This window comes from Streptomyces fodineus (assembly GCF_001735805.1).
In the GTDB taxonomy this organism is placed as follows: Bacteria; Actinomycetota; Actinomycetes; order Streptomycetales; family Streptomycetaceae; genus Streptomyces; species Streptomyces fodineus.
This window is the reverse complement of the sequence record NZ_CP017248.1, coordinates 7072514-7087730: the sequence shown is the minus strand read 5'-3', so window position 1 is coordinate 7087730 and position 15217 is coordinate 7072514. Positions and strand designations below refer to the sequence as shown.

Here is a 15217-nt window from a genome sequence, read left to right as displayed (position 1 = left end):
GCTGTAACGCGCGATTGACGCTACGTTGCGTGACGATACGGCCAATTCGGGCATTGACCATGCCCGTTGGACCTTCAGGACAGTCGCTTGAGAAGCACCGCAGACGCGACCGGACGGGCACCCGCCTTGGCGACCCCGTCGGCCACCTCCCGGTCGGTGGAGGCGACGATGACCGGACGGCCCGGCGGCTCCGCGCGCACGAGCTGCCGGATCAGCTCATCGGCCGTGACGCCCGGCTTGGAGAACAGCACCCGCACCCCGCGCGGCGGCGCGAGCAGCACCGGCGCGGCCAGTTCGGCGCCGTCGAAGACGCACGTCACCTCGGCACCGGTCTGCGCGGCGAGCGCGGAGAGCTGGCCGAGGAGCCTGAGCCGCTGCTTCTCCAGCGGCATCTGGGGATAGCCGGTCTTGGTGACGTTGTAGCCGTCGACGACCAGATGCGCCTGCGGCAGCGCGAGCAACTGGTCGAGAATGGCCGGATCGTGCTCGGACAGGGCGCGTGCCGCGATGTCCTTCGGGGTCATTCGTCCCGGTTCGACCGCATCCACGGTCTCGGCGGGCCGCACGGACACCGGGGGCAGGGCGAGTTCACGCCTGAGCCCCTGGGTCGCGTCCAGCAGGGTGTCCAGCAGCAGCCGTACCCGCATGTCCTCCACGCTGCGGCCCTCGCGGGCCGCCCGGCGGGTGGCCTCCAGCGTGGCCTCGGCCTCGCCGAGCCGGGCCTTGGTCCGGCGGGACTCGCTCTCGGCGGCGGCCACCTGCCGGTGCGCCTCGGCGCGTACGGCGTCCATCTCGCCCTGTGCCTTGCGCAGGGCGGCCTCGCCGCGCTTGACGTCGCTGAGCGCGGCCCGCAGCTTACGGTGAAGCGATTCCGCTTCCTTCTTCGCCGACTCCAGCTCCGCGCGCAGCCGTTCGGTCTCGGCGCGGGTGTGCTCGCGGGCCTGGGCCAGCTCCGCGCGCAGCCGCTCCAGCTCGGCCCGGCTCTCCTCGTCGGCGCGCTCGGCGTCCGCGCGCTGGGCCTCCTCGCCGGCCGCGGTGACCAGCTTCACCCAGCCCGCCGGGCGCAGTACGTAGGCCGCGGCCGCCACGTCGAGCGGGTCCGCGGCCGGGGGCGGGGAGCCGGAGTCGAGGGCGCCGGCGAGTTCCGGCTGCGTCTCTCTGAACTTCTCCCCGATCCGCTGGCGGAACAGCGCGTCGGTCTCCAGCGCCGCCGCCATCGCGTTCCCGGCGAACTTCGCCCGGCGATTGGGGGCGAACCGGGCGTACTGCCTCAGCTGGGCGGGCAGTTCCGACACGGTCAGGCCGCCGAAACCGTCCGAGACGATCTGTACGACTCTGCGGCGCACCCCGTCGGGCAGCGGACGGTCAAGCACCTCAGCGGTGCCGTCGCCCGGCCCCCCGCCTGCGGTCTCCACCATCCGTCACACCCCACTACGTCACTTCTTCTGGGCCGCTCCGCTCAGGAGCCGGCACCCGGCCTGTCCACGAGTTCCACCTGGTCCACCGCGTTGCACCAGCGGCAGCGCACCGACTCGATGGTCTCACTGACCACCTCGCGCTCCTCCACCGTCGGCTCGCCCGCCAGATCGAGATGGACGTACTCGACGACCTTCGAGGAACGCGTCACGTCGAACCGGGTGAGGTTGCCGCACAGGGTGCAGCGCCATCGGGTGGTCACGGTCGGCAGGGGAACCGTCATCGTGGCTGTCCGCTTCCTTCTCGTCGTCGCTCGCAGGAGCTCATCGCGCCGCGGGCCGACGCGTGTGGCCGTAACCCTACGGCCTGGCGGGGACCCCCGCTGGCCCGTTCATGGCGGCGAGGCGGTCTGTCAGCTTGCGTCCGGTTACGTCATGCTCTGTGTTCATGATCAGCGAGTGGAGCACGGCGACCGGCAGGGCCCTCAGAGCGGTCCGGAGCGCATCGGCACCCCTGACGTACGGCCTGATCGCCCTGTGCTGTCTGCTCTTCGTGCTGGGCCCGGCCTCGGGTCTCACGCCGGGATACGGCTCCGGCGACGCCCTGCTCGCCGCGCAGCGGGCGTACTTCCGGCGCTGGGGCGTGGTCCCGGCCGAGCTGTTCGCCAGGCCGGTGCGCGAGGCCCTGACCCCCGCCACGGCCCTGTTCGTGCACGGCAGCTGGGTGCATCTGCTCGGCAACATGCTCTTCCTCTTCGTCTTCGGCGCGATGACCGAGGAACGGATGGGCCGGGTCGAGTTCACCCTCTTCTACCTCGGCTGCGGATATCTGGCCCTGCTGGGCTACGCGGCCGCCAATGCCACCTCCGCGCAGTCGCTGGTCGGCGCCTCCGGGGCGATCTCGGCGGTCCTCGGAGCGTTCCTCTACCTGTTCCCCCGCGCCCGGGTGACCAGTCTTCTGCCGTTCCTGTTCTTCCTGCCGGTGCGGTTCCCCGCATGGGTCGTGCTGCCGCTGTGGGCGGCGCTGCAGTGGGCGGCGGCGGGGCAGAGCTCGGGCGGCCCCGGGGTGGCGTACCTGGCCCACCTCGTCGGCTTCGGCCTGGGCTTCGGCTACGCGTGGGTCCGCTACGGCCGTACGACTAGAGTGAGGTCCGCCCCAGCTCCGGCACCCGAGGGAGAGAACCAGCCGTGATCACCGCGATCGTCCTGATCAAGACCAGCGTGGACCGGATCCCCGAGATCGCGGAGCAGATCGCTTCGCTGGAGTCGGTGAGCGAGGTTTTCTCCGTCACGGGTACGTACGACCTGATCGCGATGGTCCGGGTGCGGCGGCACGATGATCTCGCGGATGTCATCCCCGGCCGGATCAGCAAGATCCCCGGTGTCGAGGCCACCGACACGCACGTCGCGTTCCGCACGTACTCCCAGCACGACCTGGAAGCGGCGTTCTCGATCGGCCTCGACAACTAGAAGGCCCCGCCGGCTGCGGCACCCGGGTAAGTCAGCCCACCGCCGGGACGCAGCGGCCCTCCTCCGTCCTGTACGTCCACTTGGCACCCTCGGTCACCAGTTCCTTCACCGCCGTCACGAAGCGGTCCACGTGCTCGTCGGGGGTGCCCGCGCCGAAGCTGACACGGATGGCGTTCAGGGACTTCTCCCCCGGTGCCGCCTCCGGCGCCCCGCACTCGCCCTGGGTCTGGGGGTCGGAGCCCAGCAGGGTCCTGACCAGCGGGTGGGCGCAGAAGAGGCCGTCGCGGACGCCGATGCCGTACTCGGCGGAGAGCGCGGCGGCGAAGTGGGAGCTGTTCCAGCCCTCCACCACGAAGGAGATCACGCCCACGCGCGGGGCGTCGTCGCCGAACAGGGAGAGGATCCGTACCTCGGGGACCTCGGCGAGGCCTTCGCGGACCTTGGTGATCAGGTGCTGCTCGCGGGCGACCAGGGTGTCCCAGCCGGCCTCGGTGAGCGCCTTGCAGGCCGACGCGATGGAGTAGGCGCCGATGACGTTCGGGGAGCCGGCCTCGTGGCGGGCGGCGCTCTCGTGCCACTCCACGTCCACCCCGCCGTCCTGACGCCGGGTCACCTTGCGGCTGGCGCCGCCGCCCGCGAGGTACGGCTCGGCCGCGCGCAGCCAGTCGGCGCGGCCGGCCAGGACACCGGAGCCGAAGGGCGCGTACAGCTTGTGGCCCGAGAAGGCGACCCAGTCGACGTCCAGGTCACGGATGCCGACCGGGTGGTGCGGGGCGAGCTGGGCGGCGTCCAGGACGATCCGGGCGCCGTGGGCGTGCGCGGCGGCGGCCAGCTCGCGTACCGGCCACAGCTCGCCGGTGACGTTGGAGGCGCCGGTGACGCAGACCAGGGCCGGTCCGCAGGGCTCGCGCTCGGCGAGGGCCCGCTCCAGGGTCGCCACGGCCTGCTGCGGGGTGCGCGGTGCGTCGAGGCAGGTGACGTGGGCGCCCTGCCAGGGCAGCAGGGAGGCGTGGTGCTCGGTCTCGAAGACGAAGACCTGGCAGTCGGCGGGGAGCGTGCGGGCCAGGAGGTTCAGGGAGTCCGTGGTCGAGCGGGTGAAGATCACCTGGTCGTCGGGGCGGCAGCCGAGGAACTCGGCGACCGTCCTGCGGGCGTTCTCGAACAGGTCGGTGGAGAGCTGGGAGAGGTAGCCGGCGCCGCGGTGGACGCTGCCGTAGTACGGCGCGTAGCCGGCCACGTCGTCCCAGACGCGCTGCAGGGCGGGGGCGCTGGCCGCGTAGTCGAGGGCCGCGTAGGTGACCTCGCCGCCGGTGACCAGCGGAACGGTGACATCCCGGCCGAGAACGGGCAGCGGGGCACAAACGGACTGGTCGGCGGCAACGGTGAAGACAGACATGGGGGGGCTCCCGTGAGGACGTACGCCGAAGACGGCGTACGGGAAAAGGTGAGAAGGGGTGTGCGGAGGCGGGGCTCGGCGGCCCTATCGCATTCGCTTGCTCACGGAAGGCTCCTCGACGACCAGGACCCCTGGTTGCGTGAGGGGTCCGCGCTTGCCGTAGACCTCGCTGCCTACGGCCTGGTCTTCACCCGGGGCACCCCGCCACGGACGGAGGGTTGCCGGACAGCCGGCCGGGGCCGAATGACTGTCACTCATGACCTGGTCCAGGAACGTACTCAAATGATCGTCGTCCCGCAACCCGAGTCCGGATCGCGGAACGCTCGACGGTGAACGCTAGGCGTTGCTGGCCGCCACCCAGCGCTCCAGTACCCGCTTCGCCGCGCCCGAGTCGATCGACTCCGCCGCCTTCGCCATCTGGGCACGGAGCTGCTCGGCGAGCGGGGCGTCCGTCTGCTTCAGGGCCACCAGGGCCGCCGCCGAGTTCAGCAGGACGGCGTCCCGGACGGGGCCCCGCTCGCCGTCCAGCAGGCGCCGGGCCACCTCCGCGTTGTACGACGGGTCACCGCCGCGCAGGGCGTCGATGGGGACCGGCTCGATGCCGACGTGCCGCGGGTCGAAGGACTCCTCGGTGACCTTGCCGTCCTTGACCACCCAGACCCGGGAGGTGGACGTCGTCGTCAGCTCGTCCAGGCCGTCGTCGCCGCGGAAGACCAGCGCGGAGTTGCCGCGCTCGGCGAGGACGCCGGCCACGATGGGCGCCATGCGCGGGTCGGCGACGCCCACCGCCTGGGCGCGCACCTTGGCCGGGTTGGTCAGCGGACCGAGCACGTTGAAGGTCGTCCGGATGCCCAACTGGCCGCGCGCCGGGGCGACATGACGCAGGGACGGGTGGAACTTCACCGCGAAGCAGATCGTGATGCCGGCCTCTTCGGCGACCTCGGCGACCCGCCGCGGGGTGAGGTTCAGATTGATCCCGAGCTTCTCCAGCACGTCGGAGGAGCCGGAGGCGGAGGACGCCGCACGGTTGCCGTGCTTGACGACCCGGGTGCCCGTGCCCGCGACGACGATCGCCGACATCGTGGAGATGTTCACCGTCTTGGCGCCGTCGCCGCCGGTGCCGACGATGTCGACGGCCGGGCCCGGCACCTCGATCACGTTCGCGTGCTCGTACATCGTGCGGACGAGCCCGGTGATCTCCTCGACCGTCTCGCCCTTGGCCCGCAGCGCCACCATGAACCCGGCGATCTGCGCGTCGGTCGCCTCGCCGCGCATGATCAGGTCCATCGCCCACGCGGTGTCGTCGGCGGACAGGTCCTGGCCGTCCAGCAGGCCGTTCAGCAGGGCGGGCCAGGAGCGGCCCGCCGCGGTGTCGCCTCCAGCGGGGGTCACAGCGCTCATCGGACGCTCCTGGGTCGATGTCCCGTAGTACGGGATACGGATCTCGAACAGGTCCACCCTATCGAGGCCGGGGCATGGCGAAGGGCCCCGTCCGCAACACGGACGGGGCCCTTCGGCGTGGCGTGGCGACGCGAGGGGATCAGTGGTGGCCGTGGCCGCTCGTGATCTCCTTGTATTCCTCGACGGTCGGCTTCGGGATCTGGTTGTCCTCGCCGTAGTAGGCGTCGGACAGCTTCGCCCGCAGCCTCTCGCCGGCCTTCACCTTGCGCTCGACACCGTTCTCGTCGACCGTCGGGCCGATCTCGGCCGGCTCGTACTGGTGGTGGGCCGTGAGGGTGTGCAGCTGCTCCTGGCTGAGCGGCTCGTGCACCTCGATGAACTCACCGTGCGGCAGGCGCTTGATGATGCCGGTCTCGCGACCGTGCAGCACCTTGTCGCGGTCGCGACGCTGCAGACCCAGGCAGATCCGCTTGGTGACGAGGAACGCGATGACCGGGCCGACGAAGAAGGTGATCCGGACGAACCAGGTCACGGCGTTGATCGACAGGTGGAAGTGCGTGGCCCACAGGTCGTTGCCGCCGCCGACCAGCAGCGTCAGGTACACCGTCATCCAGGCGACACCGAGACCGGTGCGCGTCGGGGCGTTGCGCGGACGGTCCAGGATGTGGTGCTCGCTCTTGTCGCCGGTGACCCAGGACTCGATGAACGGGTAGACCGCGATCGCCACGAGGACCAACGGGAAGATCACCAGCGGGATGAAGACGCCCAGGACGAGCGTGTGACCCCAGAAGTTGATCTCCCAGCCCGGCATGAAGCGGATCAGGCCCTCGGAGAAGCCCATGTACCAGTCGGGCTGGGCGCCGGTGGACACCTGGTCCGGACGGTAGGGACCCATGGCCCAGATCGGGTTGATCTGGGCGACCGCCGCGATGGCCGCGATGACACCGAAGACCAGGAAGAAGAAGCCTCCGGCCTTGGCCATGTAGACCGGCAGCAGCGGCATGCCGACGACGTTCTTCTCGGTCTTTCCGGGACCCGCGAACTGCGTGTGCTTGTGGTAGAAGACCAGGATCAGGTGGCCCACCATCAGGCCGAGCATGATGCCCGGCAGCAGCAGGATGTGGATCGAGTAGAACCGGGCGACGAAGTCGTGGCCGGGGAACTGACCGCCGAAGAGGAAGAACGACAGGTACGTGCCGACGATCGGCACGGACAGGATCGCGCCCTCCATGAAGCGGACACCGGTGCCGGAGAGCAGGTCGTCCGGGAGCGAGTAACCGGTGAAGCCGGTGAACATGCCGAGGACGAACAGCAGGAAGCCGAACAGCCAGTTGATCTCACGCGGCTTGCGGAACGCGCCGGTGAAGAACACGCGCATCATGTGCACGAACATGCCCGCGAGGAAGATCAGCGCGGCCCAGTGGTGGATCTGCCGCATGAGCAGACCACCGCGCACGTCGAAGGAGATGTGCAGGGTCGAGTTGAACGCCTCGGACATCAGCTGCCCCTGCAGCGGGATGTACGAGCCGTGGTACTCCACCTCGTTCATCGACGGGTGGAAGAACAGCGTCAGATAGACACCCGTCAGGATGATGATGATGAAGCTGTAGAGGCAGACCTCACCCAGCATGAACGACCAGTGGTCGGGGAAGATCTTGCGCATGTTGGACTTGGCCAGGGAGTAGATCCCGAGCCGGCCGTCGGCCCAGTCGGCGATGCGCTCGCCGGCCGGTGCCTTCCCGCGAGAGCGGGGCGTCTCGTTCGCTGCAGTACTCATCCGCGCTCCCAGAATGCAGGACCGACGGGCTCCTCGAAGTCGCCGAGCGCCTGGAGGTAACCCTCGCTGTCCACACCGATGCGCAGCTGCGGCAGGGCGTGGCCGGCGGGGCCGAAGATCACTCGGGCACCGTCGGAGAGGTCGAAGGTGGACTGGTGGCACGGGCACAGCACGTGGTGCGTCTGCTGCTCGTACAGCGAGATCGGGCAGCCGACGTGGGTGCAGATCTTGGAGAAGGCCACGATGCCCTCGTGCGACCAGTCGAGCTCGCGCTTGTCCTTGATGTTGCCCGGCTGGAGCCGGACGATCATCAGCGCGGCCTTGGCGATCTCCGTCTGGAACTCCTCGTCCGTCTCCTCGAGCCCGTCGGGCTTGGCGAAGGTGAGGGAGCCGACGGCGACGTCCTCGGGGCGCAGCGGCTGGTTGGTGTTCATGTTGACCAGGCGCTTGCCCTTGGCCCACATGGTGTGGCGGAGCTTGGTGCCGGGCGCCGGGCCGAGACCGCCGAGCAGCATGACGCCGGAGAGCGGCACCAGGGCCAGCGCGCCGAACATCGTGGTGCGGATCAGCTTGCGGCGGCCGATCGCCGACTCCTTGGCACCCTGGCGGAAGTCCGCGTGGACCTTCGCCCGGACCTCGGCAGAGGCCTCGATCGGGTGCCGGTCGTCGGCGACCTCCACGTCGGACATCAGGGTGCGGGCCCAGTGGACCGCGCCCGCGCCGATGCAGAACAGCGCCACGCCGAGGGTCAGACCGAGCGCGAAGTTCATCGCGCTGAGGTGCCCGATCGGGAAGACGAAGATCGACTTGTCGTTCGGGATGACCAGGTAGGCGACGATGAAGCCGATGGTGGCCAGCATCGACACCGTGAACAGGAGGGCCACCATGCGCTCGGACCGCCTGGCGGCCCGCTCGTCGATGTCCTGGATCCGGTGCTCGTGGGGCGGCAGCCCCGGGTCCGCGAACGGGTTCTCCTCGTCCGCGATCCCTACGGCGCCGTGCGCGTGGTCCTGCTCAGCGGGCAGGTTCTCTTCTGGAATGTCTTGGCTACTCATGACTTCTTGGCCTTTGCGGTCCGAGCGGCGACCCAGACGGCGACCGCGATCAGCGCGCCGAGGCCGAAGATCCAGCCGAACAGACCCTCACTGACCGGCCCGAGGCCGCCCAGCTCCAGACCGCCCGGGTTCTCCGTCTTGTCGCCGTTGACCGCGTTCAGGTACGCGATGATGTCCTTCTTGTTCTTCTCCGACATCGTGGTGTCGGGGAAGGACGGCATGTTCTGCGGGCCCGTCTGCATGGCCTCGTAGATGTGCTTCGGAGCGACACCCTCCAGGGTCGGCGCGAACTTGCCCTTGGTCAGGGCGCCGCCCTTGCCGGTGAAGTTGTGGCACTGCGCGCAGTTGGTGCGGAACAGCTCGCCACCCTTGGCGATGTCCGCGCCGTCCGGACCGTACTGCTCCTTGGTGGGCACGCTCGGGCCGGCGCCCAGCGAGGCGATGTAGGCGGCAAGCTGGTCGATCTGGGTCTGGTCGTAGACGACCTTCTTGCGCGGGACCTGGGCGCCCTGCGAGGTGGCCGCGGGCATACGGCCGGTGCCGACCTGGAAGTCGACGGCCGCGGCGCCCACGCCGACCAGGCTCGGCCCGTCGGAGGAGCCCTGGCCACCGGTGCCGTGGCAGCTGGCGCAGCCGACCTCGTAGAGCTTCTTGCCCTCCTTGATGGTCAGGGACTGGGCGGAATCATCGGCCTGCGCCTTGCTCGCGGGTGCGAACGCGGCGTACAGCCCCCCAGTGGCCGCCAGCGCGAGGAGTAGGACGACGACCGCCGCCAGCGGATGGCGTCGTCGTGCGGAGAGCTTTTTCACGGATTACCCCGGTGTCAGGATCTTCTGCGTCGGTGCTTCTGGATGTGCGGGAGCCGGTCCCGGCTACTTGATCAGGTAGATCGTGGCGAAAAGGCCGATCCAGACCACATCGACGAAGTGCCAGTAGTAGGACACGACGATGGCGGCGGTCGCCTGCTCGTGAGTGAACCTCTTGGCCATGTAGGTGCGGCCGAGGACCAGCAGGAAGGCGATGAGACCGCCCGTCACGTGCAGGCCGTGGAAGCCGGTGGTCAGGTAGAACACCGAGCCGTACGGGTCGGAGGAGAGCGAGATGCCCTCGTCCCTCACCAGGCTCGTGTACTCGTAGATCTGACCGCCGATGAAGATCGCACCCATGATGAAGGTGAGGATGAACCACCCGCGGAGCTTCTTCACATCACCTCGCTCGGCCGCGAACACGCCGAGCTGGCAGGTGAGCGAGGAGAGCACCAGGATCGTGGTGTTCGTCGCGGAGAAGGGCACATTGAGCGCATGGGCCATGTGCTTCCAGTGCGCCGGACCCGTCACCGATCGCAGGGTGAAGTACATCGCGAAGAGGGCCGCGAAGAACATCAGCTCGGAACTCAGCCAGATGATGGTTCCGACGCTGGTGAGGTTCGGCCGGTTGACCGACGGGTGCGCGTGCCCGGTTTCTACTGTCGTTGCTGTCGCCACGACCGACATTATGTCGGTCGCTTATCCCGCCCTCACTCCGGGGGGTGCCGTTCGGAGTGTTGCCCCCGCCGAACCGGGGTTGACGTGGTGTTCATGGGGACTTCTACCGGAGTAACATCCCGCCCGAACGGCCCTGTCCGTCCCGTCCGTACGACGCTGACGTCCCGGAGGAACCATGCAGCCGACCGCTACGGTGCTGGTCTACAGCGACGACTCCAACACCCGCGAGCAAGTACGGCTGGCCTCCGGCCGCAGGCCGGCCCCCGATGTTCCCTTCGTCGAGTTCCTGGAGTGCGCCACGCCGGACGCGGTGCGGCGGGAACTGGACAAGGGCGGCATCGACGTGTGCGTGCTCGACGGTGAGGCCGTGCCGATGGGGGGTATGGGGGTGTGCCGGCAGATCAAGGACGAGGTGTTCAACTGTCCGCCGGTGCTGCTGCTGATGGGACGGCCCCAGGATGCGTGGCTGGCCACGTGGAGCCGGGCCGACGTGGCGGTCACCCTGCCGGTGGATCCTGTGGAGTTCGCCTCGGCCCTGGCTTCCCTGCTGCGTCGCAAGCGGTTGGTGGGCGCCTAGGAGCCCGGGGCGGGGGGCGTTCCCCGCGCCCCCTTGGCGGTACGCCTACACCGCCGTCGGCTGCAGGCGTACCGTGTCCGCCTCCGTCGGGCCTGCCGGCTTGGCGTTCGTCAGGGCGCTGCCCGTACGCCATTTCTTCCAGTCGACGTTCCAGTCGCCGAAGCCGTTGCCGAAGGGTTCCATCTGCACGCCGCGGGAGTTGACGACCCTGACGATGTCGCCTTCGTGGATGTGGTTGAAGAACCACTGGGCGTTGCCGGTGCTCATGCCGGTGCAGCCGTGGCTGACGTTCTCGTACCCCTGTGAGCCCACGGACCAGGGCGCGGCGTGGACGTATTCGCCGGACCAGGTCACCCGGGTGGCCCAGTAGACCGCCAGATCGTAGGAGTCCGAGGTGCCCGCGGCGATGCCGATCGTGGTGCTGCGCATGCGTACGAAGTACTGCTTCTCCAGGACGACCTTGATGCCGTTGCGGGTGTCGAAGCCGGGCCTGCCGGTGGTGACGGGGAAGCGCTTGACCACCTGGCCGTCCTGGTACAACGTCAGCTGATGCGCCGCGGCGTCCGTGATGGCCTCGACCCGGTCACCCGTGGTGATCTTCAGCGGCTTGGACGCGCCGCCCCACAGCCGGTCGCTGATCTTGACGCCGTCCAGGTTGCTGCGCACCGTGACGGTGGCGTGGGTGGGCCAGTACTCCTTGGGCCGGTAGTGGAGTTCCTTGCCGTTCACCCAGTACCAGGCGCCCTCCACCGCCGGTGTGGAGTCCACCCGCAGGGCGCGTTCCACGAGGGCGCGCTGCGCCTTGTCCTTGACCTCCTGGTCGAGCCGGGCGGTGATGGGCTGCCCGACGCCGTACGTGCCCGCGTCCGGCCCGAAGGTGATGTTGAGCCGTTTCTTGTTCGTGGGCCTGCTGGTGTCGAACGTGAGGACCTTGCGTCCGGGCGCGCCGTCTGCGTCCTCGGTGCTCACCCTGACCGTGTAGTGGGCGTTGGCGGCCAGCGCGGAGGTGCTGTGCCAGCGGCTGCCGTCGGCCTCGAGTTCGCCCGTCACATAGCGCCCTGTGGAGTCCTGGGCGGTGACGTCCGTGATGCGGTCGTCATCGTGGTTGACGGTGACCTCCAGGGGCTTGTCCGGGTCGGCCCGCTGCCCCGCTTCGGTGGGGCCGTTGAAGGAGATCAGATCCGCCGCGTCGTACGGCTTGGCCGACAGGGGGTTGCCGTCCGAACCGCAGGCGGTGACGCCCGCGCCGAGGGCGGTCACCAGCAGCGTGCAGCCGACGACGGTGCGGGTCCGCGGAGTGTGGTTCATACGATCACGCTATGAGGCAATGACCCCATTGGCGCGGCAGGTAATCCGTACGAGTGAGCGACACTGCGGCAAGAGGAGGACGGCCGCGTCACCCGAACGGCCGAAAGCCCGGACTCTCCTGAGGGAGTGTCCGGGCTTCCGGTGTGCGCTGTCGTGTGCTACTGGGTGCGGTTCTCACCGTGGTAGTACTCGAACACCCAGCCGAACAGGCCGACCAGGATGAACGGCGCGGAGAAGTAGATCAGCCACCAGCCGACCGCGATGCTGAGGAAGGCGATCGCACCGCCGAAGCCCAGCATGAGCGGCTGCCAGCTGTGCGGGCTGAAGAAGCCCAGCTCGCCCGCGTCGTCCGCGACGTCGGCCTCCTTGTCGTCCTGGGCGCCCGCGTCGACCCGCCGGGCGGTGAAGCCCAGGTAGAAGCCGATCATCACGCTCAGGCCGAAGGCCAGGAAGAGTGCGGTGGTACCGGCCGGCTCCTTCGACCACACGCCATACACGATGGCCATGATCAGCATGAAGAAGCTCAGCCAGATGAACATCCGGCCCTGGATCCTCACTTGCCGGCCTCCTTGCTGCCCGCGATGGCGGTGCCGTGACCGCTGTGCGCGAGCTGCTCGAGCGCGGCGATCTCAGGGTGGTGCAGGTCGAACGCCGGGGATTCACTGCGGATCCGCGGCAGGGTGAGGAAGTTGTGCCGCGGCGGCGGGCAGGAGGTCGCCCATTCGAGCGAACGGCCGTAGCCCCACGGATCGTCCACGCCGACCGGCTTGCCGTACTTGGCGGTCTTCCACACGTTGTAGAGGAACGGCAGGATCGACAGGCCCAGCACGAAGGACGCGATCGTCGAGATCGTGTTCAGGGCGGTGAAGCCGTCGGCGTGCAGGTAGTCGGCGTAACGGCGCGGCATGCCCTCCACGCCCAGCCAGTGCTGGACCAGGAAGGTGCCGTGGAAACCGACGAACAGCGTCCAGAAGGTGATCTTGCCGAGGCGCTCGTCCAGCATCTTGCCGGTCATCTTCGGCCACCAGAAGTGGAAACCGGAGAACATGGCGAAGACGACCGTACCGAAGACCACGTAGTGGAAGTGGGCCACGACGAAGTACGAGTCGGAGACGTGGAAGTCCATCGGCGGCGAGGCCAGGATGACACCGGTCAGACCACCGAACGTGAAGGTGATCAGGAAGCCGACGGCCCAGAGCATCGGCGTCTCGAAGGACAGCGAGCCCTTCCACATCGTGCCGATCCAGTTGAAGAACTTCACACCGGTGGGGACGGCGATCAGGAACGTCATGAAGGAGAAGAACGGCAGCAGCACCCCGCCGGTGACGTACATGTGGTGGGCCCACACGGTCACGGACAGACCGGCGATGGAGATGGTCGCGGCGATCAGACCCATGTAGCCGAACATCGGCTTACGGGAGAACACCGGGATCACTTCGGAGATGATGCCGAAGAACGGCAGCGCGATGATGTACACCTCTGGATGGCCGAAGAACCAGAAGAGGTGTTGCCACAGCAGGGCTCCGCCGTTGGTGGCGTCGAAGACATGGGCGCCGAACTTGCGGTCCGCCTCCAGCGCGAACAGCGCGGCCGCCAGGACCGGGAAGGCCAGCAGGACCAGCACGGCGGTCAGCAGCACGTTCCACACGAAGATCGGCATGCGGAACATGGTCATGCCCGGGGCACGCATGCAGATGATCGTGGTGATGAAGTTGACCGCACCGAGGATGGTGCCGAAGCCGGAGAAGGCCAGACCCATGATCCACATGTCGGCGCCGACACCCGGGCTGCGGACCGCGTCCGACAGCGGGGAGTAGGCGAACCAGCCGAAGTCGGCCGCGCCCTGCGGGGTGAGGAAGCCGCCCACCGCGATGGTCGAGCCGAACAGGTACAGCCAGTAGGCGAACATGTTCAGCCGCGGGAACGCCACGTCCGGGGCGCCGATCTGCAGCGGCATGATCCAGTTCGTGAAGCCGGCGAACAGCGGGGTGGCGAACATCAGCAGCATGATCGTGCCGTGCATCGTGAACGCCTGGTTGAACTGCTCGTTCGACATGATCTGCAGGCCCGGCCGGGCCAGCTCGGCGCGCATGAGCAGCGCCATCACGCCACCGATCAGGAAGAACGCGAACGACGTAACGAGGTACATCGTCCCGATCGTCTTGTGGTCGGTGGTCGTCAGCCACTTCACCACGACATTGCCGGGCTGCTTGCGCCTGACCGGCAGCTCGTTCTCGTACGAGCCCTCTGCTGCCGCGGCACCCTGGGGTTCGTTGAGGATGCTCACAGGTTGTTCGTCCTCTGGTTCTTCTCGTGGCCCGTCTGCGCGATGCCGGCCGGAATGTAACCGGTCTGCCCCTTCGCCTCGAGCTCCTTGAGGTGCTTCTCGTACGCTGCCGGAGAGACGACCTTCACGTTGAACAGCATCCGGGAGTGGTCGACGCCGCAGAGCTCGGCGCACTTGCCGAGGAACGTGCCTTCGTGGTTCGGAGTCACCTGGAAGGCGTTGGTGTGGCCCGGGATGACGTCCATCTTCATCAGGAACGGCACCACCCAGAAGGAGTGGATGACGTCACGCGAGGTGAGGACGAAGCGGACCGTCTTGCCCTTGGGGAGCCAGAGCGTCGGACCGGGGTTGTTCGTCTGCGGGTTCCGCGTGCCCGGGGTACCGACGTCGTAGACACCGCCGGCGTTCGCCGGGAAGTCCTTCTTGAACCGGTCCGGAATGGCGTCCAGGTTCTTGTCGGTCTTGGCGTCGCCGGAGACACCGGGGACGTTCTCGACATAGTTGAAGCCCCAGCTCCACTGGAAGCCGACCACGTTGATGGTGACGTCGGGCTTCTTGGAGACATCGAGGAGCTTCGACTCGTCCCGGGCCGTGAAGTAGAAGAGCACCGAGATGATGATGATCGGGACCACCGTGTACAAGGCCTCGATCGGCATGTTGTACCGGGTCTGCGGAGGTACCTCGACCTTGGTGCGGCTGCGCCGGTGGAACATGGCGCTCCACAGGATCAGGCCCCACACCAGCACGCCGACGGCGAGCGCGGCAGCCCAGGAGCCCTGCCACAGCGAGAGGATCCGCGGAGCCTCTTCCGTGGTCGGGGTGGGCATACCAAGGCGGGGGAAGTCCTTGTATGTGCAACCGGTTGCGGTCGCCAGGACCAGGCCCGCGGTCAGTGCCTGCAGCAGCTTCCGCCGCATCGGGCGCCGCGGCGAGCGGTCGGAGCCGTTGGGACTCACGTAGCGCCTTCCCGAGAGTCTCGCCCGAGCGGTCGGCTGCGGCCTTCTCGCTGGTCGGTCGCCGCCCTGCGTCGGGCAGGGGTTTGGATGT

Annotated in this window: 15 protein-coding genes and 1 riboswitch; of the genes, 3 read left to right on the top strand and 12 right to left on the bottom strand. The window is 68.4% G+C overall.

The window, feature by feature from the left end:
* Positions 1-74 precede the first annotated feature (74 nt).
* On the bottom strand, positions 75-1418 hold the full coding sequence (locus BFF78_RS30475) for an NYN domain-containing protein (RefSeq protein ID WP_069781348.1): 1344 nt from the start codon (positions 1416-1418) through the stop codon (positions 75-77).
* Between the two features lie 41 nt (positions 1419-1459).
* Positions 1460-1699 (bottom strand): hypothetical protein, encoded by a 240-nt coding sequence (locus BFF78_RS30470; protein WP_069781347.1) that lies wholly within the window; start codon positions 1697-1699, stop codon positions 1460-1462.
* Between the two features lie 164 nt (positions 1700-1863).
* On the opposite strand from BFF78_RS30470, the gene BFF78_RS30465 reads away from it, so the two are divergent.
* Together BFF78_RS30465 and BFF78_RS30460 are read left to right on the top strand one after the other, a co-directional pair.
* Positions 1864-2607 carry a rhomboid family intramembrane serine protease gene (locus tag BFF78_RS30465; protein ID WP_069783910.1) on the top strand — a complete coding sequence of 248 codons (744 nt, stop codon included), beginning with the start codon at positions 1864-1866 and terminating at the stop codon, positions 2605-2607.
* Entirely contained in the window at positions 2604-2885 is a 282-nt protein-coding gene (locus tag BFF78_RS30460; protein ID WP_069781346.1) for an Lrp/AsnC family transcriptional regulator, read from the top strand. The genes BFF78_RS30465 and BFF78_RS30460 overlap by 4 nt, the downstream gene beginning before the upstream one ends.
* 31 nt (positions 2886-2916) lie before the next feature.
* On the opposite strand, the gene BFF78_RS30455 is transcribed toward BFF78_RS30460, so the two are convergent.
* From BFF78_RS30455 to ctaE, 6 genes are all read right to left on the bottom strand, one after another.
* The gene (locus BFF78_RS30455) at positions 2917-4281 is read right to left on the bottom strand and encodes an aminotransferase class V-fold PLP-dependent enzyme (protein WP_069781345.1); all 1365 of its coding nucleotides are present in this window, start codon (positions 4279-4281) and stop codon (positions 2917-2919) included.
* 145 nt (positions 4282-4426) lie between these two features.
* Positions 4427-4543, bottom strand: a riboswitch (SAM riboswitch).
* A 74-nt stretch (positions 4544-4617) separates the two neighbouring features.
* A complete protein-coding gene (trpD, locus tag BFF78_RS30450) occupies positions 4618-5682 on the bottom strand; it encodes an anthranilate phosphoribosyltransferase (RefSeq protein ID WP_069783909.1) in 1065 nt (354 codons plus the stop codon).
* A gap of 139 nt (positions 5683-5821) precedes the next feature.
* Positions 5822-7459 carry a cytochrome bc1 complex cytochrome b subunit gene (gene qcrB, locus BFF78_RS30445; RefSeq protein ID WP_069781344.1) on the bottom strand — a complete coding sequence of 546 codons (1638 nt, stop codon included), beginning with the start codon at positions 7457-7459 and terminating at the stop codon, positions 5822-5824.
* Positions 7456-8514, bottom strand: a complete 1059-nt coding sequence (gene qcrA, locus BFF78_RS30440) for a cytochrome bc1 complex Rieske iron-sulfur subunit (protein WP_069781343.1) — start codon at positions 8512-8514, stop codon at positions 7456-7458. The genes qcrB and qcrA overlap by 4 nt, the downstream gene beginning before the upstream one ends.
* A complete protein-coding gene (gene qcrC, locus BFF78_RS30435) occupies positions 8511-9323 on the bottom strand; it encodes a cytochrome bc1 complex diheme cytochrome c subunit (RefSeq protein WP_069781342.1) in 813 nt (270 codons plus the stop codon). The genes qcrA and qcrC overlap by 4 nt, the downstream gene beginning before the upstream one ends.
* 63 nt (positions 9324-9386) lie before the next feature.
* The gene (gene ctaE, locus BFF78_RS30430; protein WP_069781341.1) at positions 9387-10007 is read right to left on the bottom strand and encodes an aa3-type cytochrome oxidase subunit III; all 621 of its coding nucleotides are present in this window, start codon (positions 10005-10007) and stop codon (positions 9387-9389) included.
* A gap of 166 nt (positions 10008-10173) precedes the next feature.
* Here ctaE and BFF78_RS30425 point away from each other — a divergent pair, with 166 nt between their 5' ends.
* Complete coding sequence (locus BFF78_RS30425) at positions 10174-10575, top strand: response regulator (RefSeq protein WP_069781340.1); 402 nt, start codon at positions 10174-10176, stop codon at positions 10573-10575.
* 45 nt (positions 10576-10620) lie between these two features.
* Here BFF78_RS30425 and BFF78_RS30420 read toward each other — a convergent pair whose 3' ends face one another.
* The 4 genes from BFF78_RS30420 to ctaC form a co-directional block, all read right to left on the bottom strand.
* On the bottom strand, positions 10621-11883 hold the full coding sequence (locus BFF78_RS30420) for a L,D-transpeptidase (protein WP_069781339.1): 1263 nt from the start codon (positions 11881-11883) through the stop codon (positions 10621-10623).
* A gap of 158 nt (positions 11884-12041) precedes the next feature.
* Positions 12042-12440, bottom strand: a complete 399-nt coding sequence (locus BFF78_RS30415; protein ID WP_069781338.1) for a cytochrome c oxidase subunit 4 — start codon at positions 12438-12440, stop codon at positions 12042-12044.
* Positions 12437-14170: an aa3-type cytochrome oxidase subunit I gene (gene ctaD / locus BFF78_RS30410; RefSeq protein WP_069781337.1), complete on the bottom strand. Its 1734-nt coding sequence runs from the start codon at positions 14168-14170 to the stop codon at positions 12437-12439. Before ctaD ends, BFF78_RS30415 begins: the two co-directional genes overlap by 4 nt.
* The gene (gene ctaC / locus BFF78_RS30405; RefSeq protein WP_069781336.1) at positions 14167-15126 is read right to left on the bottom strand and encodes an aa3-type cytochrome oxidase subunit II; all 960 of its coding nucleotides are present in this window, start codon (positions 15124-15126) and stop codon (positions 14167-14169) included. The genes ctaD and ctaC overlap by 4 nt, the downstream gene beginning before the upstream one ends.
* Positions 15127-15217 lie beyond the last annotated feature (91 nt).

Coding starts and splice junctions, on each gene's coding strand:
- BFF78_RS30425 (WP_069781340.1), top strand. CDS start 10,174: ATGCAGCCGACCGCTACGGTGCTGGTCTACAGCGACGACTCCAACACC.
- BFF78_RS30455 (WP_069781345.1), bottom strand. CDS start 4,281: ATGTCTGTCTTCACCGTTGCCGCCGACCAGTCCGTTTGTGCCCCGCTG.
- BFF78_RS30420 (WP_069781339.1), bottom strand. CDS start 11,883: ATGAACCACACTCCGCGGACCCGCACCGTCGTCGGCTGCACGCTGCTG.
- qcrB (WP_069781344.1), bottom strand. CDS start 7,459: ATGAGTACTGCAGCGAACGAGACGCCCCGCTCTCGCGGGAAGGCACCG.
- BFF78_RS30465 (WP_069783910.1), top strand. CDS start 1,864: ATGATCAGCGAGTGGAGCACGGCGACCGGCAGGGCCCTCAGAGCGGTC.
- BFF78_RS30475 (WP_069781348.1), bottom strand. CDS start 1,418: ATGGTGGAGACCGCAGGCGGGGGGCCGGGCGACGGCACCGCTGAGGTG.
- trpD (WP_069783909.1), bottom strand. CDS start 5,682: ATGAGCGCTGTGACCCCCGCTGGAGGCGACACCGCGGCGGGCCGCTCC.
- qcrA (WP_069781343.1), bottom strand. CDS start 8,514: ATGAGTAGCCAAGACATTCCAGAAGAGAACCTGCCCGCTGAGCAGGAC.
- ctaE (WP_069781341.1), bottom strand. CDS start 10,007: ATGTCGGTCGTGGCGACAGCAACGACAGTAGAAACCGGGCACGCGCAC.
- BFF78_RS30470 (WP_069781347.1), bottom strand. CDS start 1,699: ATGACGGTTCCCCTGCCGACCGTGACCACCCGATGGCGCTGCACCCTG.